Below are 19,746 nucleotides of genomic sequence, written 5' to 3'. Positions count from 1 at the left end.
CGCAGCGAACCATTATGATTACCCAGTTCACCAAGTGCCTGTTTGCCGCGTCGCTGTCGCTCGGGTTGGCCGCCTGTGGCCTGACGGGGCCGCTCTACATGCCGCCGGCCGAACAGCCCGCACCTGCAGAGCAGACACAGCCCAAGACAGAGAGTACACCGCAAGCCGCCTCGCCTGCGACCGCTACACCGGCCTCAGAGGCCGCGCCGCAATAATCTAGGAAGGAACCGCCCCCTTGGATCACTTTAACTACGACGCAGACGGTCAGCTTCAGGCCGAACAGCTTCCCCTGCAACAGCTTGCCGACCAGTACGGCACTCCGCTCTATGTCTACTCCCGCGCCACCCTGGAACGCCACTGGCATGCCTTCGACCAGGCGGCTGGCGACATTCCCCACCTGATCTGCTATGCGGTCAAGGCCAACTCCAACCTGGCCCTGCTCAATCTGCTGGCACGCCTCGGTTCGGGCTTTGACATCGTCTCCGGCGGCGAGCTGTCCCGGGTGCTGGCGGCGGGCGGTGATCCGGCCAAGGTGGTCTTCTCCGGCGTCGCCAAGAGCGAAGCCGAGATGCGCCTTGCGCTGGAAAAAGAGATCCTCTGCTTCAACCTGGAGTCCGAAGCCGAGCTGGAGCGCCTGAACCGGGTCGCAGGCAGCATGGGCAAGAAGGCGCGGGTCTCGGTGCGGGTCAACCCGGACATCGACGCAGGCACGCACCCCTATATCTCCACCGGCCTCAAGCAGAACAAGTTCGGCATCCCCATCGAACAAGCGCCCGCCATCTACCGCAAGGCAGCGGCCATGGCCCACATCGAGATCAAGGGGGTGGATTGCCACATCGGCTCGCAACTCACTGAATTGAATCCCTTTATGGAGGCGGCGGACAAGCTGCTCAAGCTCATCGACGAGCTGGCGGCGGAAGGCATCCACATCCATCACCTGGACGTGGGCGGCGGCCTGGGGGTCAACTACGGCGCCGAGCAGCCGCCGCACCCCACCGAGTATGCCGAGGCGCTCAAACAGAAGCTGGCGGGCCGGGATCTGACCCTCTTGTTCGAACCGGGCCGCGCCATCGTCGCCAACGCCGGTGTACTGCTGACCCGGGTCGAGTTCCTCAAACCCGGCGAGACCCGCAACTTCGCCCTGATCGACGCCGGCATGAACGATCTGCTGCGCCCCTCCCTCTACGGCGCCTGGATGAACATCATCGAGGTGGACAGCCGCGCGACCCACGAGAAGGCACTCTATGACGTGGTGGGCCCGGTGTGCGAGACCGGCGACTTCCTCGGCAAGGAGCGTACCCTGGCGATTGCCGAGGGCTCCCTGCTGGCGGTGCGTTCCGCTGGCGCCTACGGCTTTACCATGTCCTCCAACTACAACACCCGACCCCGTGCGGCCGAGGTGCTGGTGGACGGTGACCAGGCGCACCTCATCCGTGAGCGGGAGCAGTTGGCGGATCTCTGGCGTGGCGAGCACCTGCTGCCGTGATGGATGGATTTTCAGCGTTCCTCCATGTGAGAGCGTGATTAACGGTGAGACAGGAACGCGCGATGTTGATTGAGTTTTCCAAAATGCACGGCCTCGGTAACGACTTCATGGTGGTGGATGGCGTCACCCAGAAGGTGTTCTTCAGCAACGACATCATCAAGAAGCTGGCGGATCGTCACTTCGGTATCGGCTTCGACCAGCTGTTGCTGGTGGAGCCGCCCTATGACCCCGAGCTCGACTTCCATTACCGCATCTTCAATGCCGACGGCAGCGAGGTGGAACAGTGCGGCAACGGGGCCCGTTGCTTCGCCCGTTTCGTGCGTCTCAAGGGGCTGGTCAACCGGGATCGCATCGCGGTCAGCACCGCCCGGGGCCGCATCACCCTGCAGCTGGAAGGGGAGAACCAGGTCACGGTCAACATGGGGGTGCCCCAGTTCGAGCCGGGCAAGATCCCGTTCCGTGCCCAGAAGGCGGAGAAGACGTATCTGCTGCGGGCCCAGGATCACACCGTGATGTGCGGTGCCGTCTCCATGGGCAACCCTCACTGCGTCATCGAGGTGCCCTCGGTGGCCGATGCGCCGGTGGAGACCCTGGGACCCATCATGGAGCGCCACGAGCGCTTCCCCGAGCGGGTCAACGTCGGCTTCATGGAGATGGTCAACGCCAGCGAGATCAAGCTGCGGGTCTTCGAGCGCGGGGTGGGGGAGACCCTGGCCTGTGGGACCGGGGCCTGTGCGGCCGTGGTGATAGGCATCAGCCAGGGCAAGCTCAAGGAGCGGGTCACCGTCACCCTGCCGGGTGGCAAGCTGACCATCGCCTGGAAGGGACCGGGTCAGCCCGTCTACATGACGGGGCCGGCCGAGCACGTCTTTGACGGCCAGATAGAGTTGTAGACAAGGAGCGGGTGATCCCGCTCCATCAACGGATCATATCGGGGCCCTTGGCCCCTTTTTCGGATGGATCAACCAAGTTATGAGCGAACTCAAACGGCAGGAATCACTGGTGGATGAAGCCACAGTGCTGGAGTACCTGGCCCGTTATCCCGAGTTTTTCCTGCGTCACGGGGCCATGCTGGACAAGATCCGCATTCCCCATGCGCAAAAGGGCACCATCTCTCTGGTGGAGCGCCAGCTGGACAGACAGCGGGAGCGCATCGAGCAGCTGGAGCAGGAGATCACCGAACTGATGGGGGTCGCCAGCGAGAACGAGCGGATCTTCCGGGTCTATGCGGATCTCTACGGGGAGATCTACGGTTGCCAGACCCTGTTCGAGCTGAGCGCCGTGATGGGCAAGGCCTTCGTCCAGCGGCTGCGACTCACCGGCCTGCGGCTCTGGCTCAATCCCAGGCATTTCCAGCTGAGCGGCCCCGAGCAGCGTTTCCTGGCGCAGGGCAAACAGCTCGAACAACTGCTGGGTCAGCGCCTGCCCGGCACGGACTACTATTTCGGCCGCCTCAACCAGAGCGAGAAGCAGGCGCTGTTTGGCAATGATGTGCTGGTCAACTCGGTGGCCCTGATGCGGCTCGGGGAGCTCGGCGTGCTGGCCTTCGCGAGCTCGGATCCCAGCCACTTCACCCCCCACAACGACACTCTGCTGCTGGGACAGCTGGGGCGTCTGCTGCAGCTGCGTCTGCCCGAGCTGGCCCGTGGCTAAGGCAACGACCCGATCCCCTGCCAAGGTGCTCCCTGCCGCAGACCCTCTGCCGGTCGCACTGGCGGGGGAGCTGGACGCCTTTATCGAATACCTGCGGGTCGAGCGCCAGCTCAGCCCCCACACCCGCAGCAACTATCAGGCCCACCTGGAAGCCATGACCGCCGAGCTGGTGAAGCTCGGGGTCGACGACTGGGCCCGGCTCGAGGCGAGCCAGGTGCGCAGTCTGGTGACCCGGATGCACAAGGGAGGGCTGGCGCCCCGTTCCCTTGCCACCAAGGTGTCGGCCCTGCGCAGCTTCTGCGACTGGCAGGTGCGCCAGGGGCGGCTCACCGCCAACCCGGCGCGTGGCATCGTCACCCCCAAGCAGGGGCGGCCCCTGCCCAAGAACCTGGACGTGGACGAGATGTACCAGCTGCTCAACATCACCGACGAGCAGGATCCGCTGGCGGTGCGGGATCGCGCCATCATGGAGCTGATGTACTCCTCCGGCCTGCGCCTTGCCGAGCTGGTGGGGCTCAACCTCGCGGACGTGAAGCTCGACGAGCGCCAGCTCAGGGTGATCGGCAAGGGCTCACGGGAGCGGGTGCTGCCCATCGGGCGGATGGCAGTGGAGTGGTTGCACAAGTGGCTCAAGGTACGCCCCCTGCTGGCCGGTGACGAGGGGGAGGCATTGTTCGTCTCCAAGCGCAGGCAGCGGCTCTCGGCCCGCTCGGTACAGGAGCGGCTCGACGGCTGGGGCAACAAGCAGGCTCTCAATGCCCACGTGCATCCCCACAAGCTGCGCCACAGCTTCGCCACCCACATGCTGGAATCCTCCGGCGACCTGCGGGCGGTGCAGGAGCTGCTGGGGCATGCGGATCTCTCCACCACCCAGATCTATACCCACCTCGACTTCCAGCATCTGGCCAAGGTATATGACAGTGCCCACCCGCGGGCGAAGCGAGATCCGGAAACGCCGGAGGATGAGTGATGTGGTGTGCTATCTGCGGGGATGACAATCTCCACGTCGCCCGGGTCAGGCGGGAGCCCGCAACGCCAGAGGATGAGGAGTAAAGAGGAACAGCCATGCAGTTTTACCGTCGCTGGCAGCCGGTGGCCGCCATCTCGTTCGATCTGGACGACACCCTCTATGACAACGGCCCCGCCATCGCGCGGGCGGAACAGTGGATGCTGGACCACCTGCGCAGCGAATACCTGGCTACCGCCATGCTGGACAAGCCGCGCTGGCTCGCGCTCAAGCGCCAGTTGCTGCTGGACCACCCGGCGCTGAGCCACGACGTTAGCCTGGCGCGCCAGCGTGGCATTCGCGAGGCCCTGGTGCAGGGGGGCATGGAGCCCGGGCTGGCGGAGCAGCAGGCCCGGGCGGTGTTCACCGGCTTCATGGCCGAGCGCTCGAAGATAGAGGTGAGCGAGGCGACTCACGCCCTGCTGGCTCGTCTGGCGGCGCGCTACCCGCTGGCGGTGATCACCAATGGCAACCTGGATCTGGAGCAGGCAGGTCTGGCTGGCTACTTCACCCTGGTCTGCAAGGCGGGAGCGGGAGCCAGAATGAAACCGGCGCCCGACATGTTCGTGCAGGTGCAAGAGGCCCTGGGGCTGGCCCCCGGCCGCATCCTCCATGTGGGGGATCACCCGGTGACCGACGTGCTGGGTGCCAGGCTGCACGGCTTTCGGGCCGCCTGGCTCAACGAGAGCGGTCAGTCCTGGCAGTCGCTGTCGCTGCTGCCGGATGTGGAGCTGGGGCAGTTGCAGGATCTGGCCACCCTGCTGCTCTGAGCTGGGGATGAGGGACAGATTCCGTGATGTATATCTGGCAATAACAACAAGGGAGCAAGGGCGTGAAGGGAATGAAGGGTGTCATCTGGCTGGCGATCCCCGTGATGCTGGCGGGATGCGATCTGGTGCAAGACCGTTACCGGATGGAGTTCAGGGACGGATCCTGGCGGGAGATCGCCATCTCCCCGTTTTCCGACGAGGCGCGCTGGCGCGAGGGGTGTGCCACCGGCGAGATCCAGGTGGACATGACCCTGCCACTGAAACGGGGCAAGGTGGTGAATGGCCGGGAGCAACTGCTCATCGGCGGCGAGCTGTTCGAGCTGGAGGATGCCCGTCTCTATCGCGGCAACGGCATGGTGCTCGGGCAGGCCCCGGACCATATCCAGCGGGGCCTCAAGGGGCTGGATGTCTGCCGAACCCTGCGTCCTGATCGCGGGGCTCTGCCCAAGCTCAAGGGCAAGGGATTTGGCGACTAGCCCGTCTGCTGCCTGAGCGGGCAGGAGGCGTCGCCGAAGGCAGTGGGCAGCTTGATGGCGTGGGGGGTTCACAGGCCCGTCACGTCGGATGCCTCTGGGTAGCCCCCGATGTCCGAGGCCCTGCCCAGGCTCAAGGGCAAGGGGTCGGCGACTAGCCGACCTGCTGCCTGAACCGGCGGCAGGCGTCGCCAAAGGCGGTGAAGAGTTTGATGGAGTGGGGGTTCTCGCTGGCCTTCCACTCCGGGTGCCACTGCACCGCCAGCAGGAAGGGGGAGAGGGCGGGAGCGTGGATCGCCTCGATCAGCCCGTCTTCGGCATGGGCCAGGGGGGCCAGCCCCTTGGCCAGCGTCTTGATCCCCTGCCCGTGGAGGGAGTTGACCGGAATCGACGGCTGCCCCATCAGCTCGGCCAGCCAGGTACCGGGCACCAGCTCGACCTGATGGCTCTCGCCATACTGCTCGTCCACCGGGTCATCCGCATCCTCCCGATGATCGTCATAACCCGGCTCGCAATAGACCTTCTGGTGAATGTCGCCTCCCAGGGCCACGTTGATCTCCTGCATGCCGCGGCAGATCCCGAGGATCGGCAGGCCACGGTCGAGGGCGGCGCGCACCAGGGGAATATCGAACAGATCCCTGTCCCTGTCCTGGGGCTTCTCCGGGGTGAGGTTCTCCTGGCCATAAAGGGCAGGATCGATGTTGGATCCGGCACCGCTCAGATAGACCCCGTCGGCGAGGTCCAGATACTGCTCCAGATCCTCGGTGCCACAGCAGGTGGGCACCAGCAGCGGCACGCAGCCGCTGATCTCCACCAGAGGCTTGATGTATTTGTGGGTCATGACCTGGTAGGCGTGGCCACTGCGGGCCTGGGCCCCCATGGTCATCAGCACGACGGGTTTGTTATGGGAACTGGGGTTGGGCATAGGTCACCTTGGCTATCCTTGGCGGTCTCATCCTGCGCCTTGGGAAGGCCCTTGCCGCCTCGGCTCGCAAGGGCATGCCTCAAGGCATGGTCGTGGGATCAGGGTCGCGCCAGCGTGCCAGAATCGTCGGTCAGCCTTGGCAACGACAGCCTGGATCCTGCCTCCAGTCTGCCAAGGCCGTTCAATATGTCAAACAAAATGATGCAATTATGTTAACCGCTGATGCCGAGATAGGGCTGTGAGTCCCATTTAAAGGGGCTTGAGGGGGGATGCCTGGTGCGGCGAGCGATTTGATGGTGGATATATTAAACATCTGGCCGGGCGGCCGGATAGCAGAAGGGGCCCACAGGGCCCCTTGTCGACTCAGGTGTTCAGGATGAAACGCTCGATCACCTGGGCGACCCCGTCTTCATCGTTGCGCCCCGTGGTGTGCTGTGCCAGCGCCTTGATCTCGTCGGTGGCGTTGCCCATGGCGACCCCGAGTCCGGCGTAGGCGATCATGTGGTGATCGTTGCCCGCATCCCCCACCGCGATCACCTGGGAGGCATCCAGCCCCAGGTGCTCGGCCAGGGCGGCGACGCCGGTGCCCTTGTTGCTGCGCTTGTTCATGAACTCGAGGAAGTAGGGGGCGCTGCGCACCACGGTATAGCGCTCGTGGAGTTCGGCGGGCAGCTGGGCGATGGCACGGGAGAGCAGGGGCTCTGGGTCAATCATCATCACCTTCATGATCTGCTCGTCGTCGGGCAGGGTGGCGAAGTCCACTAGGTTGATGGGTTGACCGATGAGGCGGGATTCGTGCTCGGTGTAGGGGCTGATCCTGGGGCTGATGAGCCCCTGGCGGACGGAGAAGCCGTGGATGTTCACCCCCAGCTCACAGGCCAGGTGGGCGATGGCACGGGCGTCGCTGCCGGTCAGCAACTGGCTGCGGATGATGCGTTGCTCGGACACCTGCTGCACCAGGGCGCCGTTGTAGCAGATGACGTAGTCATCCTGGCCGGTGAGGCCCAGCTCGGTCAGGGCGGCGGTCATGCCTTCCAGCGGGCGGCCGGAGGCTAGCACCACGGTCACGCCCCTGGCGCGGGCTGCCGCGATGGCGGCCTGGGTGCGGGGGGAGATTCGGCCCTCTGGGGTCAGCAGGGTGCCATCCATATCCAATGCGATCAGCTTGTACATCTTCTCACTACCTGAGTCTGGCCGGCCCGCCCGATGGGGCCATGGGGAGGCCGAGTGTAGCGAAAATCGCCGCCGGGATCACGCCGCCTGCCGACGCGGGGGCACGTTGCCCCTCAGCGCTGGCCCTGGTAGGGGGTCAGTTGCAGCTGATCTTCCCGGATGGCGAAGTGGATGGGGCCGTGCTCGATATCGACCCTGTTGTGGTGATGGGCCATCTCCACCTCGACGCCGGGGAAGAGGCGCTGGGTGGCGATGATGTCCATGTTGGCCATGAGCGCCTGCAGCTCCCGCTGCGCCTCGGCGAGCTGTTCGTCCAGGCTCTTGCTCTCGTCGAACTGGCGGGTGCGCAGCGCCTTGATCTTCTGCAGGGTCTCGGGATTGCGCTTGTCACGGGGCAGTTGCAGCAGCCGAAGGATGAGATCCTGCAGCTTGTCTATCTGCTCGGCGCAGGTCTGTTTGCGCTGGCGCAGCGCCAGCTCCTGCTCCTTCTGGCTGAAATAGCCACCGAGGATCTGCAACCGGGTCCGGTTGGCCGCCGAGGCTCCGAGCACCGGGGCCATGATGAGCCGGTTGGCGATGTTGATGCCGCCGATGAGGTGCCCCTTGCGCATGGCGCTGTCCCCCACCTTGAGATCCTGGCCGCTGCGGCAATAGCAGTGGCTGAGCTGGCTCAGGATATGGATGTCGCCATCGGCCTCCAGCCTGGCGTACTGGGCATAGCTGGCGTGGATCTCCCCCCCGGCGTTGAGGTGGCAGAGGTATTCGTCGTCCGCCAGCTTGCGCCCTATGATGCCGTTGCGCACCGTGATGGTGCCGCCGGATTCGATGTAGCCGCCCTCGACGAAGCCGCCGATCACCACGTCCCCGCTGGTCTTGACGCGCATGCCGGGCATGACGTCCCCGGTGACCAGCAGCGATCCCTCGAACTCGACGTGGCCGTGGCGGATGTCGACCTGCTTGACGTTGAGCACCTCGTCGACCCGCATCCCGGCACGCTCCTGACAGGGGAGCCCCGGGCGTGTCGCCAGCAGCAGGTCCGGATCCTCGGGGGAGAGGCAGGTGCCGTCACCCGGCGTCATGGCGCTCTCCTTGCCGTGGCGGGCGGTCAGGGTCTGGCCCGTCACGGTGAAGCCGTCGATGCCCTGGGTGGCGGGGTGCCTGCGCATCAGCAACGCCCCCGCCTTGACGGTGAGCAGGGTGCCGAGGTCGCGCATGTCCACCTTGCCGTGATCCCGCTCCTGGGGTTTGAGGATCCGCTCGGCTGCGGTCTCCACCAGCCGCTCCAGGCGGGTATCCAGGCCGTGCCTGGCGGCCTTGCCGAGGGCGATGACGGGATTGAGCTGGGCACCGGGTGCCGCCTCACCCGCTGCCTGGATGGCGGCGGCAAGCAGTCGCTCGCTCACCCCCTGCGTGACCGTGCTGGCCGCCAGGGCCTCCTGCAACCGGGCCAGGGTCAGGGGCTGGCCGCCCCAGTCCGCGGTGATCTGCGCCCTGGCGCTCATCTGGTCCTTGTCCACCTGGATGAGCAGCCTGGCATCCTGGCGCCGGGCAATGGGGACTGGCGGATGCGCGGGGGCATCCGGCTCTGCGATGAGGGCGTTGAGCAGGGTGACGGCTTCACGGATCCCCTCGCCGAGGGGTTCGTAGCGCCGGCAGTTGGAGAGTCGCAGCAGGGCGAGGACGTCGCTTTCCTGGATGGGCTCGGTGAGGCCCGGGGTGATGCGCAGGCAGACATAGCTCATGTCGGCCGACAGCTGAAACCACGCTTTGCTTAACACCGGGCCCTCCTTTGTTGTCCCTGTCCGGTTTGCCCCATGCCGGGGCCTCTCCTTGCCGGCATCCAATGCCGCCGGGGCGGATCCAACGCGCAGTATTCGGGTATTTTTCCTTCCGGGTCAACGATCTGAATGCAAATGGGTGAGCCGGGTTGAGGAAATATCGGCTGACGGGAGAGGGGCGGAGCCGGCCATGCCATGGTCTCCATTGCGGTTTTTTAGCGCAATATGCTGATGTTTTATGCTTTCGCTATCCAGAGTGTCCATCACGTTGAGGGAGGCGATGCAAATCACCTTGCCAGGCAGGAAGAGAAGGATTTTAATCTGCCGCCGCCCCAGGGCGAGGACCCTGGTCGCCATCGATCAGCCCCTTTTTCTGTCCAACCGAACGAGCCCCATGACCGCCCAAGGCCACCTGCTGTTTTCCGTCACCTGCGTCCTGCTTGCCCACAAGGTCGAACTGACTCCGGCCCTGGCCGATGCCAGCCTGTGGCACATCGTCCCCATGGCCCTGGCGAGCGCCCTGCTGCCGGATCTCGATCACCCCCGTTCCCTGCTCGGGCGGCAACTGCCCTGGATCTCGGGGCCGCTCTCCCGGCTGTTCGGCCATCGCGGCTTCACCCACAGCCTGCTGGCGGTGGGGATGGGGGTCTGGGGGCTGGCCCAGGTAGAAGCCCCCTGGTTGCTGTCGGGGGCGGTGAAGGATGCCCTCATCGTGGGCTATCTCAGCCATCTGCTGGGGGACTGGCTCACCCCCATGGGCATTCCCCTGCTCTGGCCCTGGCGTCGGCGCTTTCGCCTGCCCGGCCTGCCCCTCAAGAGCGGCGGGGGTTACGAGAGGGCCTTCTGCCTGCTGACCCTGGCGCTCGCCGGGTACTGGGTCCATGGCGGTGCAGGCTTGGCTCACTTCTAGCCCCGGGCGCCCTCCTGGCACCTGGCCGTTCGGGTCAGGGTGAGGTAATCGGCGAGCACCGGCAGCCCCAGCAGGTGGCGGCGCAGCATGTCGAGGGCGGCGAAGGCGAGGATCCGGCGACCGCTCGCGGGATCCGGGTGGCTGACCCTGAGCGTCTGGCCGTGCAGTTGCCCGTCGGCGCAGAGCAGCAGCGGCACGCCGTCCGGTCCGGCACGGCCTATGGTGAGGCTCAGGGGGGCGGCGGGCACTGCCAGTTGAGTCAGATCGTCGCTCAGGGTGTGGCTGAAGCCGGCGGTCAGGGCCGGGTACCCGTGACACATGGTCAGCAGGGCGCCCCGGCTCTCCCCTTCCTGCAGGTGCAGCGACCGCTCCCCCAGCAGGGCCAGGATCTGGCTGGCAGGCGCCTCGTTGCCACGCCCCACCAGCCAGGGGGCGATGGCCGCAAGCAGCCTCGCCTCGGCGGCGTCCATGTCGGCGGTGCTGGCACCGTGGCCGATGAGCTTGAGCTCGATGAGGGGCATGGAGGAGCGGTAGCCCAGCTCGATGCCGGCAGGCCAGGGGGCCGCATCCAGCATGTCGCTGAGGGCGGACTCCGAGACGCCGAAGGTGTAGAAACGGCGCAGCTCGGTGTCGGTCTCTTCACCGGCCAGCGCCTTGAGGCGGGGCATTATCTGTTCGCGCACCATCTGCTGGAACTCGAACGGCACGCCCGGGGTGAAGAAGAGCCGGCTCTGGCCGTGGCTGGCCGGGTGGCGGACCACAAAGCCGCAGGCGGTGCCCACCGGGTTGTCGAGGATCTCGCAGTCCCGGGGCAGCCAGGCCTGCTTGGTGTTGCTCCGGGCCATGGTGCGGCCCCGACTGGCATAGCGTTCGGCCATGGTGGCGAGCCAGTCCGGGAACAGGGTCAGGGGCTGGTCAAACGCCTCGGCCGCGGCCTGGGCGGTGAGGTCGTCCGCCGTGGGGCCGAGCCCCCCGCACACCAGTACCACCTCGGCGCGGTTGGCGCTCTCCTGCAGCACGGCTGTCAGATCCGCGAGGTTGTCCCCCACGGTGGCGCGGCGGCGCACCTGCCAGCCCTGCTCCAGCAAGAGGGCACTTAGCCAGGCGGCATTGGTGTCCACCACCAGGCCGGTCACTATCTCGTCGCCTGTGCTGATGATCTCGATGCGCATGGGGACTCCTTGGGTGGGGCCAGCCCTCTCAGGGCTTGCCGTGTTCGAAGTAGTAGCTGATCCGGGTGCGGGGGTTGAGGTATTCGAACACCGCCGGGGGCAGGCGTTTGGGCTGGATCACCTTGGCGATGGTCAGCCCGGCCGCGTCGAGGTCGATGATGGCCGCCTCCTGGCGCGGAATGCGGGGGTCGTATACCAGCACGGCGGGGTAGAGCAGGCGGGAGGCGTTGACCGACATCACTAGCCCCACCTGGCCGTTGGAAAGCTGCACCACGCTACCCGGGGGGTAGACCCCCATCAGCCGGATCAGCATGCCGAGGTGATCGGCGTTGAACTGGGACTTGCGCTGCTTGTAGAGGCTGCCGAGGGCCGCGTAGGGCACCTTGGCCTCCAGGTGGCAGAGGTTGTCGTACTCGTTGATGAGGGAGACGATCTGGGTGAGGGGATCGAGCTGATCGCCCTTGAGCCCCTGGGGGCCGGTGCCGTCCAGGTACTCGTGGTGGTTCTGCACTATCTGCTTGGCCGCTTCCGGAAAATCGCTGACCAGCCCCAGCAGTTCCAGGCCGTAGCGGGGATGCTGGGCCATCAGGTTCTGCTCCGGCTTGGTCAGCGGCTCCGTCTTGCGCAGGATTTGGCTCGGGATCCTCAGCTTGCCGATGTCGTGGAACAGGGCCCCCATGCCGACCTGGCGGATCGCCTCGGCCGGCAACTTGCACTCCCGGGCGAGCAGCATGCTGAGCACGCTGACGTTGAGGGAGTGAAACTGCAGGCTGTTGCCATCATCGCTGTCGGAGACCAGGTGCAGCACCATCTCGTCCACCGAGAGGAGCTGCTCCGTCATGGCGTTGATCAGCTCCTGGGCCTCGCTGATGGCGTTGAGGGGGCGGGACTGGATCTTGCCCATGAGGTTGCGCACCTGGGCCAGGGATTGGCGGAACTGTTTCTCGCACTGCTGCAGGTCGCGGCGATAGCGCTGCAATTGCTCGATGCGCCGCAGTTTCTCCTGCTGCATCTCCTCCTGGCGGGCGACAAGACCCTCCCCCTCAACCTCATCTGCCTGGGACTGGGTCTGGCCGAGGGGCTTGGGCGGCGTGTCGCTCTTGTCGGGAATGATGGTCACCAGCTTGAGGCCAAGGCGACGAATGAGCTCGATCTCCTCCTCGCTCTTGAGCTTGAAGCTGGAGAACAGAAACGGGTGCTCACGCCATCCCAAAGGCAGGGAGACATAATTGCCGACTTGCAGCCGTTCTACGGAGATCTTGATTCCTGTCATGGGGTTGGGCACGAGGGACACACTGAGCCGTATGCTAGTCAAAGGGCGGGGTGAATACAAAAGGTATCTGATGACAGCGGGAGCGCTTTATTATAGGCTTCTAGATGTCCAGACATATTTACCGATGCAGTACAGGGAGTCAGCATGCCGATCAAGATCCCGGACCAGTTGCCCGCCGCCGAAGTGCTGGGGCAGGAGAACATCTTCGTGATGACGGAATCCCGGGCCGTCACCCAGAACATCCGCCCGCTGCGGGTGCTCATCCTCAATCTGATGCCCAAGAAGATAGAAACCGAGATCCAGCTGATGCGGATGCTCTCCAACTCGCCCTTGCAGGTGGACGTGGATCTGTTGCGCATCGACGATCGGGAGTCGAAAAACACGCCCCAGGCGCACCTGGAGAACTTCTATCACGACTTCGAGCAGGTGAGAGGCAACAACTACGACGGCATGATCATCACGGGGGCGCCGCTCGGGCTGGTGGAGTTCGAGGAGGTGGTCTATTGGCCCCGCATCGTCGAGATCATCGAGTGGTCCCATCAGCATGTCACCTCCACCCTCTTCCTCTGCTGGGCGGTGCAGGCGGCGCTGAAAGCCTTGTACGGCATGGAGAAGCAGACCCACGGCGAGAAGCTCTCCGGGGTCTATCGCCACCACCGCCTCGACGAGCACGAGGCGCTGCTGCGCGGCTTCGATGACGAATTCGTGGCGCCCCACTCCCGCTATGCGGCCTTCGACGGGGATCTCATCCGCGCCCACACCGATCTGCAGATCTTCGCCGAGTCGGAAGAGGCGGGCGTCTATCTGGCCGCCACCAAGGATTGTCGCCAGGTGTTCGTCACCGGCCATCCGGAATATGACGCCCTGACCCTGGATGGGGAATACCGGCGGGATCTGGCGGCCGGGCTCACCCCCGTCATTCCGGTCAACTATTACCCGAACAACGACCCAAGCCAGACCCCGCGCGCCACCTGGCGCAGCCACGGTCACCTGCTGTTTTCCAACTGGCTCAACTATTACGTCTACCAGTTGACCAGCTACAAGGTGGAAGACATCGGCAAGGTGTTTACCTACCAGCAGCCCAAGGGATAGAGCCCATCAGTCCGCTCCGGCCAGCCGCCGCCCACGGGTATCGAGCCAGTGACGGTGGCAGGCCAGGGTGAAGGCACGTGGCCGTCTGGCCCGGATGAGGGTCATGGCCTCCTGCTGGGGCAGCCCCTGGGTCATCAGCAGCAGGGCGGCCGCCAGCCCGGTACGCCCGCTTCCGCCGTGACAGTGAATGGCAAGGTGCCGTCCCTCGCGTAGCAGGGCGAGCAGTCGGGGTTGCACCCCGGGCCAGGCCTGTTCGAAGGCGGCATCCGGTGCCTCGTCATCCGCAATGGGCAGATGGAACCAGCTCATGCCTCTGGCCTGCACCAGCTGCCCGAGAGAGAGGGGCCCGCACAGGGCCAGCTCCTCCACCGTCATCAGGGTCAGCACCCCGCCGGCACCGGCCAACTGCAACTGGGCAAGGGCGTCGGCCATGGGGACCTGCTGGCTGCCGGGGCAGGGGGTGAGCAGGAGCTGGCCGTCGAGCCGTGGAACGTCCAGGCTCCAGAAGGGATGGGCACTGAGCATGGGGTTCCTCGTGGTGGTCGGGGTCAACGGGATCGGCATCCTGCGGGTGCGGCACAGCATAGAGGGGCCGGAGGCGATGTCAATCTGCGTTGTGTTCGGCCCGGTTTACGGGCAGAGTCTAAAAAAATCGAGCGATGCAAGGAGTAAAGATGAGAAACCTGGATCAACTGGACTTGGACATCCTGGCCCATCTGTTTCGCGATGCGGGCATGACCAACAAGGATTTGGCGGCCTTGGTCGGGGTGGCGCCGTCCACCTGTCTGGAGCGGGTGCGCAAGCTGCAGCAGGATGGCGTGCTCAAGGGGGCGCACTGCGAGGTGGATTACCAGGCCCTGGGCGGTCACATCCAGGCCATGGTCTCCCTGCAACTGGCCCGTCACAGCCGCCAGATCATCGATGCGTTTCGCGACGCCATCCTGGCCCTGCCCGAGGTGATCAGCCTGTTCCACATGGGCGGCAAGGATGATTTCCTGGTGCACCTGTGCGTCTCCGATACCGAACACCTGCGCAATTTCGTCTTCGATCACTTCACCTCCCGGGAAGAGGTGGTGCACCTCGAGACCTCCCTGGTGTTCGAGCACAGGTTCAGCCGCTCGCTCCCCTGCTTCCCTCACCCCTGATGGGGCGAGCCGCAAGAAAAAACCGCCCGAGGGCGGTTTTTTTGTGGGCGGTTCCTCAGTTGAGAGCCAGCCGGCTGTCCTGCGCCGTCCGGTAGAGCCCCTGCTGATAGGCCAGGCTGCCCCACAGGACCAGCCCCAGGGCGGCATCCTTCATGGCGCCCGGCTGCGGCGCCGGGGTGAGCGTTTCGGTCGCATCCTCGTAGATGAAGCCTTCCGGCGCCCGCTCGGGCTGCAGGATCACCACATCCCTGCCACGCATCAGGGCGAAGTTCTTGTCGTACTGCATGATGGCGCGTCCCGGCCAGTCGGCGGGCATGCGGGTGAGATCCTTGCCCAGCATGGGGTAGTCGGCACTGATGCCCATGAGGGAGAGCAGGGTCGGGGCCATGTCGATCTGGCTGACGATGCGGGGATCCTTTCTCGGTGCTATGCCGTCCCCCAGGATGACCCCCGGGATGTGGAAGCGGGGGATGGGCACCAGGCTGGCTCCCCCGACCCGGCTGTCGTGATCGGCGATGACCAGGAACAGGGTGTCCTTCCAGTAGTCCGATGCCCTGGCCTTCTTGAAGAACTCGCCGACGGCGTAGTCCGCGTACTTGGCGGCGTTGTTGCGGGTCTGCTTGGGCTGCTCGTACAGGGCGATGCGGTTGTCGGGGAATTCGAAGGGGTCGTGGTTGCTGGAGCTGAACACCAGGCTGAAGAAGGGTTTGCCCTCCTTGTGCAGCGCCGCGAAGGTCTCGTTGGCCTTGGCCATCAGATCTTCATCCGAGGCGCCCCAGGATCCCTCGAACACCGGGTTCTTGAAGTCCTTCTGCTCGACGATGGTGGTGAAGCCATTGCCGAGGAAGAAGCTGCGCATGTTGTCGAAGTGGCTCTCGCCACCATAGATGAAGCTGGTGTCATAGCCTCGCTGCTTGAGCAGGTCGGCGATGGTGAAGAAGTTGGTCTGGCTCTTGCCGAGCTTGACCACGGCCTGGGCCGGGGTCGGCGTGAAGCCGGTGAGCACCGCCTCGATGCCGCGTACCGAACGGGTACCGGTGGCGTAGAGCTGCTCGAACGCCCAACCCTCTTTCGACAAGGCATCGATGTTCGGGGTGAGCGGCAGGCCGCCGAGGGAGCCGACGAACTGGGCCCCCAGACTCTCTTGCAGCAGGATCACCAGGTTTTTGGGCTTGCCCTGGTAGCTGGCCGTGTTGAAGGTCTGGCTCGGCAGATCGGCAGAGGTAAAATCGCCGAGAGGGCGACCGCTCTCCTCGCGGACTATGTCGAGTACCTGATGGTCAGCCATCTTGCCGTAAAACTGGCTGGTGTCCTCCTCGGCCCCCATCTGCTTGATGGCAAAGAAGAGGGAGTAGGCGGAGTTGACGGTGAGAGCGTTGACCAGGGGATCGTCGGCAAAGGCCACCATGGCCGGATTCAGGGCGCGATGGCCGAGACTGGAGCGGGCGCCGAGGAAGCCGACGGCGAGGATCAGCAGGGCGAAGGCGGGGCGCCAGTACCAGCGGGGGAAGCTTAGGTCACGCACCAGGCGGCCGCTCAGCCACCAGCCACCGCCCAGCACTGCACCGCTGAAGATCACGGCCAGCAGCAGCTCGCCCTTGCGGCCAGCCCACAGCATGGAGAGCACCTCCTTCGGATAGATGAGGTACTCCACATAGAGACGGTTGGGGCGCACCCCGTATTCGGTGACGAAGGCGGGAGTGGAGATCTCGAGAAAGAGCATCAGCCAGAGCCCCAGGGTGAGCCAGATCCGGATCAGCTGCATCCAGAGCCGCCCCGGCGCGTGGGGCCCGGCCAGCAACTGGGTCAAGACGGCGGGTACGCCCCAGACCCAGCAGAGGGTGGCAACGTCGACGCGAATGCCTTGCAGCAGCATCTCCTGCCAGCCAGAGACGGCATCCACCCGTTCCAGTTGCCAGAGGCCCAGGCCAAGGCGGCTGACGGTCAGGGAGATGAGCGCGATCAATGAAAAGACGGCGATGGGCCAAACCGGTCCCAGCCATTGTTTGATGGTGGTCATATTGTTCCTGCAAACCTGTTTGCGCCCAGTCCCCGGACGCATTGTTGTTATGGTGCAGGAGTATGACAGTGGCGCCTGGCAAAGGTTGCATGGGGGGGAGGTATAAATGGAGAAGCTGGCACGTTTTATGATTTTTTTGTGACGGGATGCAGGGTTCGAAGAGAGCATAAAACGCTGGGGAAACTGTGATCCTGCTGGCACATCAAGACAATGGTCGTGCCTATAATGGCGCCGGATTTCTCAATCGGAGCCGAAGGGATGCCGGTCTTCATCGATGTGGAATATATGCAGGGCTGGTCTCTGTTCGTGGTGCTCTCCGACGGCACCACAGGCGTGCTGGATCTCACCCCCTGGCGCGGCCAGCCGCTGTTTGCGGCCATGGAGACCGAGCGTCGCTTCGCCCGTGTCTTCATCGATGATCGCCATCAACTGGCGTGGCCCTCGGGCTTCACCCTGGCGGCCCACGAGGTCTACCACCTGATCCTGCCCATCGACGAGCGCGCCGCCTTCCCCGATCGCAACATGCATCGCTTCTGACATGCTAACTCGTTGAGTCAGGTAACGTTTTCAGTCACAGACCCGCGTCGGTCAGGTCGTTATTATGACCCCAGTGCGGCGCTTTGGGCGCCCATCCACCACAGCGGGAACATAACAATGAAACAAGGAACGTTGCGTCGTGGCGGCCTCATCGGGGCCGCCCTGTTACTGACGGCTTGCGGCAGCGGGGGAGGCGGTGGCAGCAGTGACCCCCAGCCCCCGGTGGTCAATCCGCCCCCCGCGTCGGCCAGCCGCGCCTGCTACGGCAATGATCAGCCAGCCTGCAACCTGCGCACCTACCAGGTGATGGTGGAGTCCTTCGTCGACGGCGATGGCAGCGCCAACTACGGCGTCGGTTACGGCCCCTCCCGGCACAACGGCGATCTGCAGGGGATCATCGACAGCCTCGACCACATCAAGAGCCTCAACGTCAACGCCATCTGGCTCACGCCGGTGTTTGACTCCTGCGCCGGCCAGGCCGGGGACGACCGGCTGGATGCCACCGGCTACTTCGCCTGTGACTTCTTCAACGTGGATCCCAACTTCGGCAGCAACGCCCAGCTTAAAAAACTGGTGGACGGGGCGCACCAGCGCGGGCTCTATGTCTTCCTCGACGGGGTGTTCGGCCACGTCAACAAGGTGGGGGTGAGCAAGCCTTCACCAGAGGGGCGGCTGCCAGCCCTCAAGAGCGGCGGCGCAGGCTACCCGGGTCAGCTGGTGGATTACGGCCAGCCCGAGAGTCTGGCCTACTTCAAGGAGGTGGCCCGTTACTGGGTCGAGCAGTACGGCATCGACGGCTGGCGCCTCGATCAGGCTTATCAGTTGGGGCTGGATGACTGGCGCGCCATTCGCAGCGAGGTGGCCCAGGCCAGCGCGGCGCGCAAGGCCGCCGGCCAGCAGTGGGGCACCCTCGGCTACATGGTGGGGGAAGTGTGGAAGGGCGCCGACGAGATCCGCGCCCAGGCCTATGGCCCGAGCGACAACCCGGCGCTCTCTTCGGCGTTCGACTTCCCCCTGCGCTACGGCCTGGTACAGGCGCTGGCGGTGGAAGAGTCCGGCAAGGGCGGGCAGGGGGCCAGCGTGCTCGACGCCAGCTGGAACAAGGTGGAGAACTACCCGGACCATGCCATGCCCAACCTGATGCTGGGCAACCACGATCTGGTGCGCTTCGGCGATCTGCTGGAGCGGGGCAACTTCAATGGGGCGGACTACTGGCAGCGCCACAAGGCGGCCTTCAGCTTCATGGCCGCCCGCTCCGGTCCCATTACCTTCTACTATGGCGAGGAGTTTGGCGACGAGGTGCCTGGCTTTGCCAGTCAGGTGGGGGGCGACTGTGCGGCCCAGGGGCTCTGCGATGATCACGTGGCCCGCAGCGATGGCAAGGTCCCCGGTGTCACCGGCTTCGTGCCGAGCAGCGAGCAGGCCGAGCTCAAGCAGTGGCTGAGCGCTCTGCTGGCCCTGCGCGCCGCCCACCCCGCCCTCTATCAGGGGGAGCGGGTCAAGCTGGTGGCCGAGGGGAGCGTCTATGGCGACATCAAGCAGACGGCGGGCGAGCAAGTAGTCTACCTGCTCAATGTCTCCACCACGCCTCAGAGCTACGCCGTGCCGGTCGGCAAGCTGCGCAGCGGCAGCGCCCTGGTGGATCTGCAGAGCGGCGAGAACCTGGCCATCGGTGGCAGCAGCGTGACGGTGGACTTGCCGCCCCTCACCGGCCGCTTCCTGCTGGTGCGCTGAGGGAGGCAGACAACAGAAAGGGCTCCATAGTGGAGCCCTTTTTCATGGTGGCGGCTTACTTCTCGATGCCGCTGCCCAGATCGTCCCGGCGGGAAGAGACCGAGGGCTCGGCCCCGTGGCGCCAGTGTTCCAGCCGATTGTGCACCCCGCGGCGCAGGCTCTTGAAGCTGGCTTCCAAGTAGTCCACCCCCACCAGGATGGAGAGGGTGACGCCGGTGAGCAGCAGCGCCTGATGCAGCATGTCCATGCCGATGAGGGCGCCGAGGGCGGCCAGCATCCAGATGGCGGCGGCGGAGGTCACCCCCAGCACCTGACCATCCCGGGTCATCATGACCCCGGCCCCGAGAAAGCCGACCCCGGTGATGAGCTGACCCAGCACCCGCGCCTGATCGGCGCCCTGAGGACTGACGGCGGCGCCGATGGCGAGAAAACAGTAGGTGCCGAGCACGATGAGGGAAGAGGTGCGGATCCCCACCGGCTTGCCGCGAAGCTGCCGCTCCAGCCCCACCAGGGTGCCACACACCAGACAGACCAGGATGTTCTCCCAGCCAAGGGGCGCGATGTCCCACCACTGCATTGTCATCATATCCACCTCTGCT

At 65.1% G+C, this 19,746-nt stretch carries 21 protein-coding genes; 12 read left to right on the top strand and 9 right to left on the bottom strand.

Annotated elements, in window-relative coordinates; genetic code table 11:
- Positions 1–14 precede the first annotated feature (14 nt).
- The 7 genes from lptM to ACNPAA_RS10255 all read left to right on the top strand — a co-directional run bounded on the left by lptM (position 15) and on the right by ACNPAA_RS10255 (position 5,391).
- Positions 15–215: an LPS translocon maturation chaperone LptM gene (lptM, locus tag ACNPAA_RS10285; RefSeq protein WP_010672699.1), complete on the top strand. Its 201-nt coding sequence runs from the start codon at positions 15–17 to the stop codon at positions 213–215.
- A 20-nt stretch (positions 216–235) separates the two neighbouring features.
- On the top strand, positions 236–1,486 hold the full coding sequence (lysA, locus tag ACNPAA_RS10280) for a diaminopimelate decarboxylase (RefSeq protein WP_039039806.1): 1,251 nt from the start codon (positions 236–238) through the stop codon (positions 1,484–1,486).
- A gap of 62 nt (positions 1,487–1,548) precedes the next feature.
- Entirely contained in the window at positions 1,549–2,379 is an 831-nt protein-coding gene (gene dapF / locus ACNPAA_RS10275; protein ID WP_029313578.1) for a diaminopimelate epimerase, read from the top strand.
- Between the two features lie 79 nt (positions 2,380–2,458).
- Positions 2,459–3,139 carry a DUF484 family protein gene (locus ACNPAA_RS10270; protein ID WP_010672702.1) on the top strand — a complete coding sequence of 227 codons (681 nt, stop codon included), beginning with the start codon at positions 2,459–2,461 and terminating at the stop codon, positions 3,137–3,139.
- Positions 3,132–4,109: a tyrosine recombinase XerC gene (gene xerC / locus ACNPAA_RS10265; protein ID WP_124813167.1), complete on the top strand. Its 978-nt coding sequence runs from the start codon at positions 3,132–3,134 to the stop codon at positions 4,107–4,109. Before ACNPAA_RS10270 ends, xerC begins: the two co-directional genes overlap by 8 nt.
- A 95-nt stretch (positions 4,110–4,204) precedes the next feature.
- On the top strand, positions 4,205–4,915 hold the full coding sequence (locus tag ACNPAA_RS10260; RefSeq protein WP_043154052.1) for an HAD-IA family hydrolase: 711 nt from the start codon (positions 4,205–4,207) through the stop codon (positions 4,913–4,915).
- A 71-nt stretch (positions 4,916–4,986) separates the two neighbouring features.
- A complete protein-coding gene (locus ACNPAA_RS10255; protein ID WP_010672705.1) occupies positions 4,987–5,391 on the top strand; it encodes a hypothetical protein in 405 nt (134 codons plus the stop codon).
- Positions 5,392–5,542: 151 nt separating this feature from the next.
- Here the strand turns inward: ACNPAA_RS10255 and ACNPAA_RS10250 are convergent, their stop codons facing one another.
- From ACNPAA_RS10250 to ACNPAA_RS10235, 4 genes are all read right to left on the bottom strand, one after another.
- Positions 5,543–6,313: a gamma-glutamyl-gamma-aminobutyrate hydrolase family protein gene (locus ACNPAA_RS10250; RefSeq protein ID WP_043154048.1), complete on the bottom strand. Its 771-nt coding sequence runs from the start codon at positions 6,311–6,313 to the stop codon at positions 5,543–5,545.
- Between the two features lie 363 nt (positions 6,314–6,676).
- Positions 6,677–7,486, bottom strand: a complete 810-nt coding sequence (gene yidA, locus ACNPAA_RS10245; RefSeq protein ID WP_161470160.1) for a sugar-phosphatase — start codon at positions 7,484–7,486, stop codon at positions 6,677–6,679.
- Positions 7,487–7,599: 113 nt separating this feature from the next.
- Positions 7,600–9,264, bottom strand: a complete 1,665-nt coding sequence (locus ACNPAA_RS10240; protein ID WP_327786595.1) for a FapA family protein — start codon at positions 9,262–9,264, stop codon at positions 7,600–7,602.
- A gap of 117 nt (positions 9,265–9,381) precedes the next feature.
- Positions 9,382–9,621 (bottom strand): hypothetical protein, encoded by a 240-nt coding sequence (locus ACNPAA_RS10235; protein ID WP_161470161.1) that lies wholly within the window; start codon positions 9,619–9,621, stop codon positions 9,382–9,384.
- A 37-nt stretch (positions 9,622–9,658) separates the two neighbouring features.
- On the opposite strand from ACNPAA_RS10235, the gene ACNPAA_RS10230 reads away from it, so the two are divergent.
- On the top strand, positions 9,659–10,174 hold the full coding sequence (locus ACNPAA_RS10230) for a metal-dependent hydrolase (RefSeq protein ID WP_010672710.1): 516 nt from the start codon (positions 9,659–9,661) through the stop codon (positions 10,172–10,174).
- Here the strand turns inward: ACNPAA_RS10230 and ACNPAA_RS10225 are convergent.
- A complete protein-coding gene (locus tag ACNPAA_RS10225; RefSeq protein WP_161470162.1) occupies positions 10,171–11,346 on the bottom strand; it encodes a competence/damage-inducible protein A in 1,176 nt (391 codons plus the stop codon). The two genes, ACNPAA_RS10230 and ACNPAA_RS10225, sit on opposite strands and share 4 nt — an antisense overlap.
- Positions 11,347–11,374: 28 nt before the next feature.
- Entirely contained in the window at positions 11,375–12,619 is a 1,245-nt protein-coding gene (locus ACNPAA_RS10220; RefSeq protein WP_041212363.1) for an HD-GYP domain-containing protein, read from the bottom strand.
- A gap of 144 nt (positions 12,620–12,763) precedes the next feature.
- Between ACNPAA_RS10220 and metA the strand changes: the two genes are divergently transcribed.
- Positions 12,764–13,711, top strand: a complete 948-nt coding sequence (gene metA / locus ACNPAA_RS10215; protein WP_010672713.1) for a homoserine O-acetyltransferase MetA — start codon at positions 12,764–12,766, stop codon at positions 13,709–13,711.
- 6 nt (positions 13,712–13,717) lie between these two features.
- Here the strand turns inward: metA and ACNPAA_RS10210 are convergent, their stop codons facing one another.
- The gene (locus ACNPAA_RS10210) at positions 13,718–14,236 is read right to left on the bottom strand and encodes a tyrosine-protein phosphatase (RefSeq protein ID WP_010672714.1); all 519 of its coding nucleotides are present in this window, start codon (positions 14,234–14,236) and stop codon (positions 13,718–13,720) included.
- Positions 14,237–14,385: 149 nt separating this feature from the next.
- On the opposite strand from ACNPAA_RS10210, the gene ACNPAA_RS10205 reads away from it, so the two are divergent.
- Complete coding sequence (locus ACNPAA_RS10205; protein WP_010672715.1) at positions 14,386–14,856, top strand: Lrp/AsnC family transcriptional regulator; 471 nt, start codon at positions 14,386–14,388, stop codon at positions 14,854–14,856.
- Between the two features lie 55 nt (positions 14,857–14,911).
- Here ACNPAA_RS10205 and ACNPAA_RS10200 read toward each other — a convergent pair whose 3' ends face one another.
- The gene (locus tag ACNPAA_RS10200; RefSeq protein ID WP_201872042.1) at positions 14,912–16,876 is read right to left on the bottom strand and encodes an LTA synthase family protein; all 1,965 of its coding nucleotides are present in this window, start codon (positions 16,874–16,876) and stop codon (positions 14,912–14,914) included.
- 258 nt (positions 16,877–17,134) lie between these two features.
- Between ACNPAA_RS10200 and ACNPAA_RS10195 the strand changes: the two genes are divergently transcribed.
- Together ACNPAA_RS10195 and ACNPAA_RS10190 are read left to right on the top strand one after the other, a co-directional pair.
- Positions 17,135–17,413, top strand: coding sequence for a DUF2442 domain-containing protein (locus tag ACNPAA_RS10195; protein ID WP_039039795.1), 279 nt, complete (start codon positions 17,135–17,137; stop codon positions 17,411–17,413).
- 117 nt (positions 17,414–17,530) lie between these two features.
- Positions 17,531–19,147, top strand: coding sequence for an alpha-amylase family protein (locus tag ACNPAA_RS10190; RefSeq protein WP_052815612.1), 1,617 nt, complete (start codon positions 17,531–17,533; stop codon positions 19,145–19,147).
- Between the two features lie 55 nt (positions 19,148–19,202).
- On the opposite strand, the gene ACNPAA_RS10185 is transcribed toward ACNPAA_RS10190, so the two are convergent.
- A complete protein-coding gene (locus ACNPAA_RS10185; RefSeq protein ID WP_160836811.1) occupies positions 19,203–19,733 on the bottom strand; it encodes an MgtC/SapB family protein in 531 nt (176 codons plus the stop codon).
- Positions 19,734–19,746: the final 13 nt, after the last annotated feature.

This window comes from Aeromonas sp. PS2Canimalfood6 (assembly GCF_048276795.1).
Classification (GTDB): Bacteria; Pseudomonadota; Gammaproteobacteria; order Enterobacterales; family Aeromonadaceae; genus Aeromonas; species Aeromonas caviae.
Note: the sequence above shows the minus strand (reverse complement) of the source record. Positions and strands in the feature narration are given on the sequence as shown.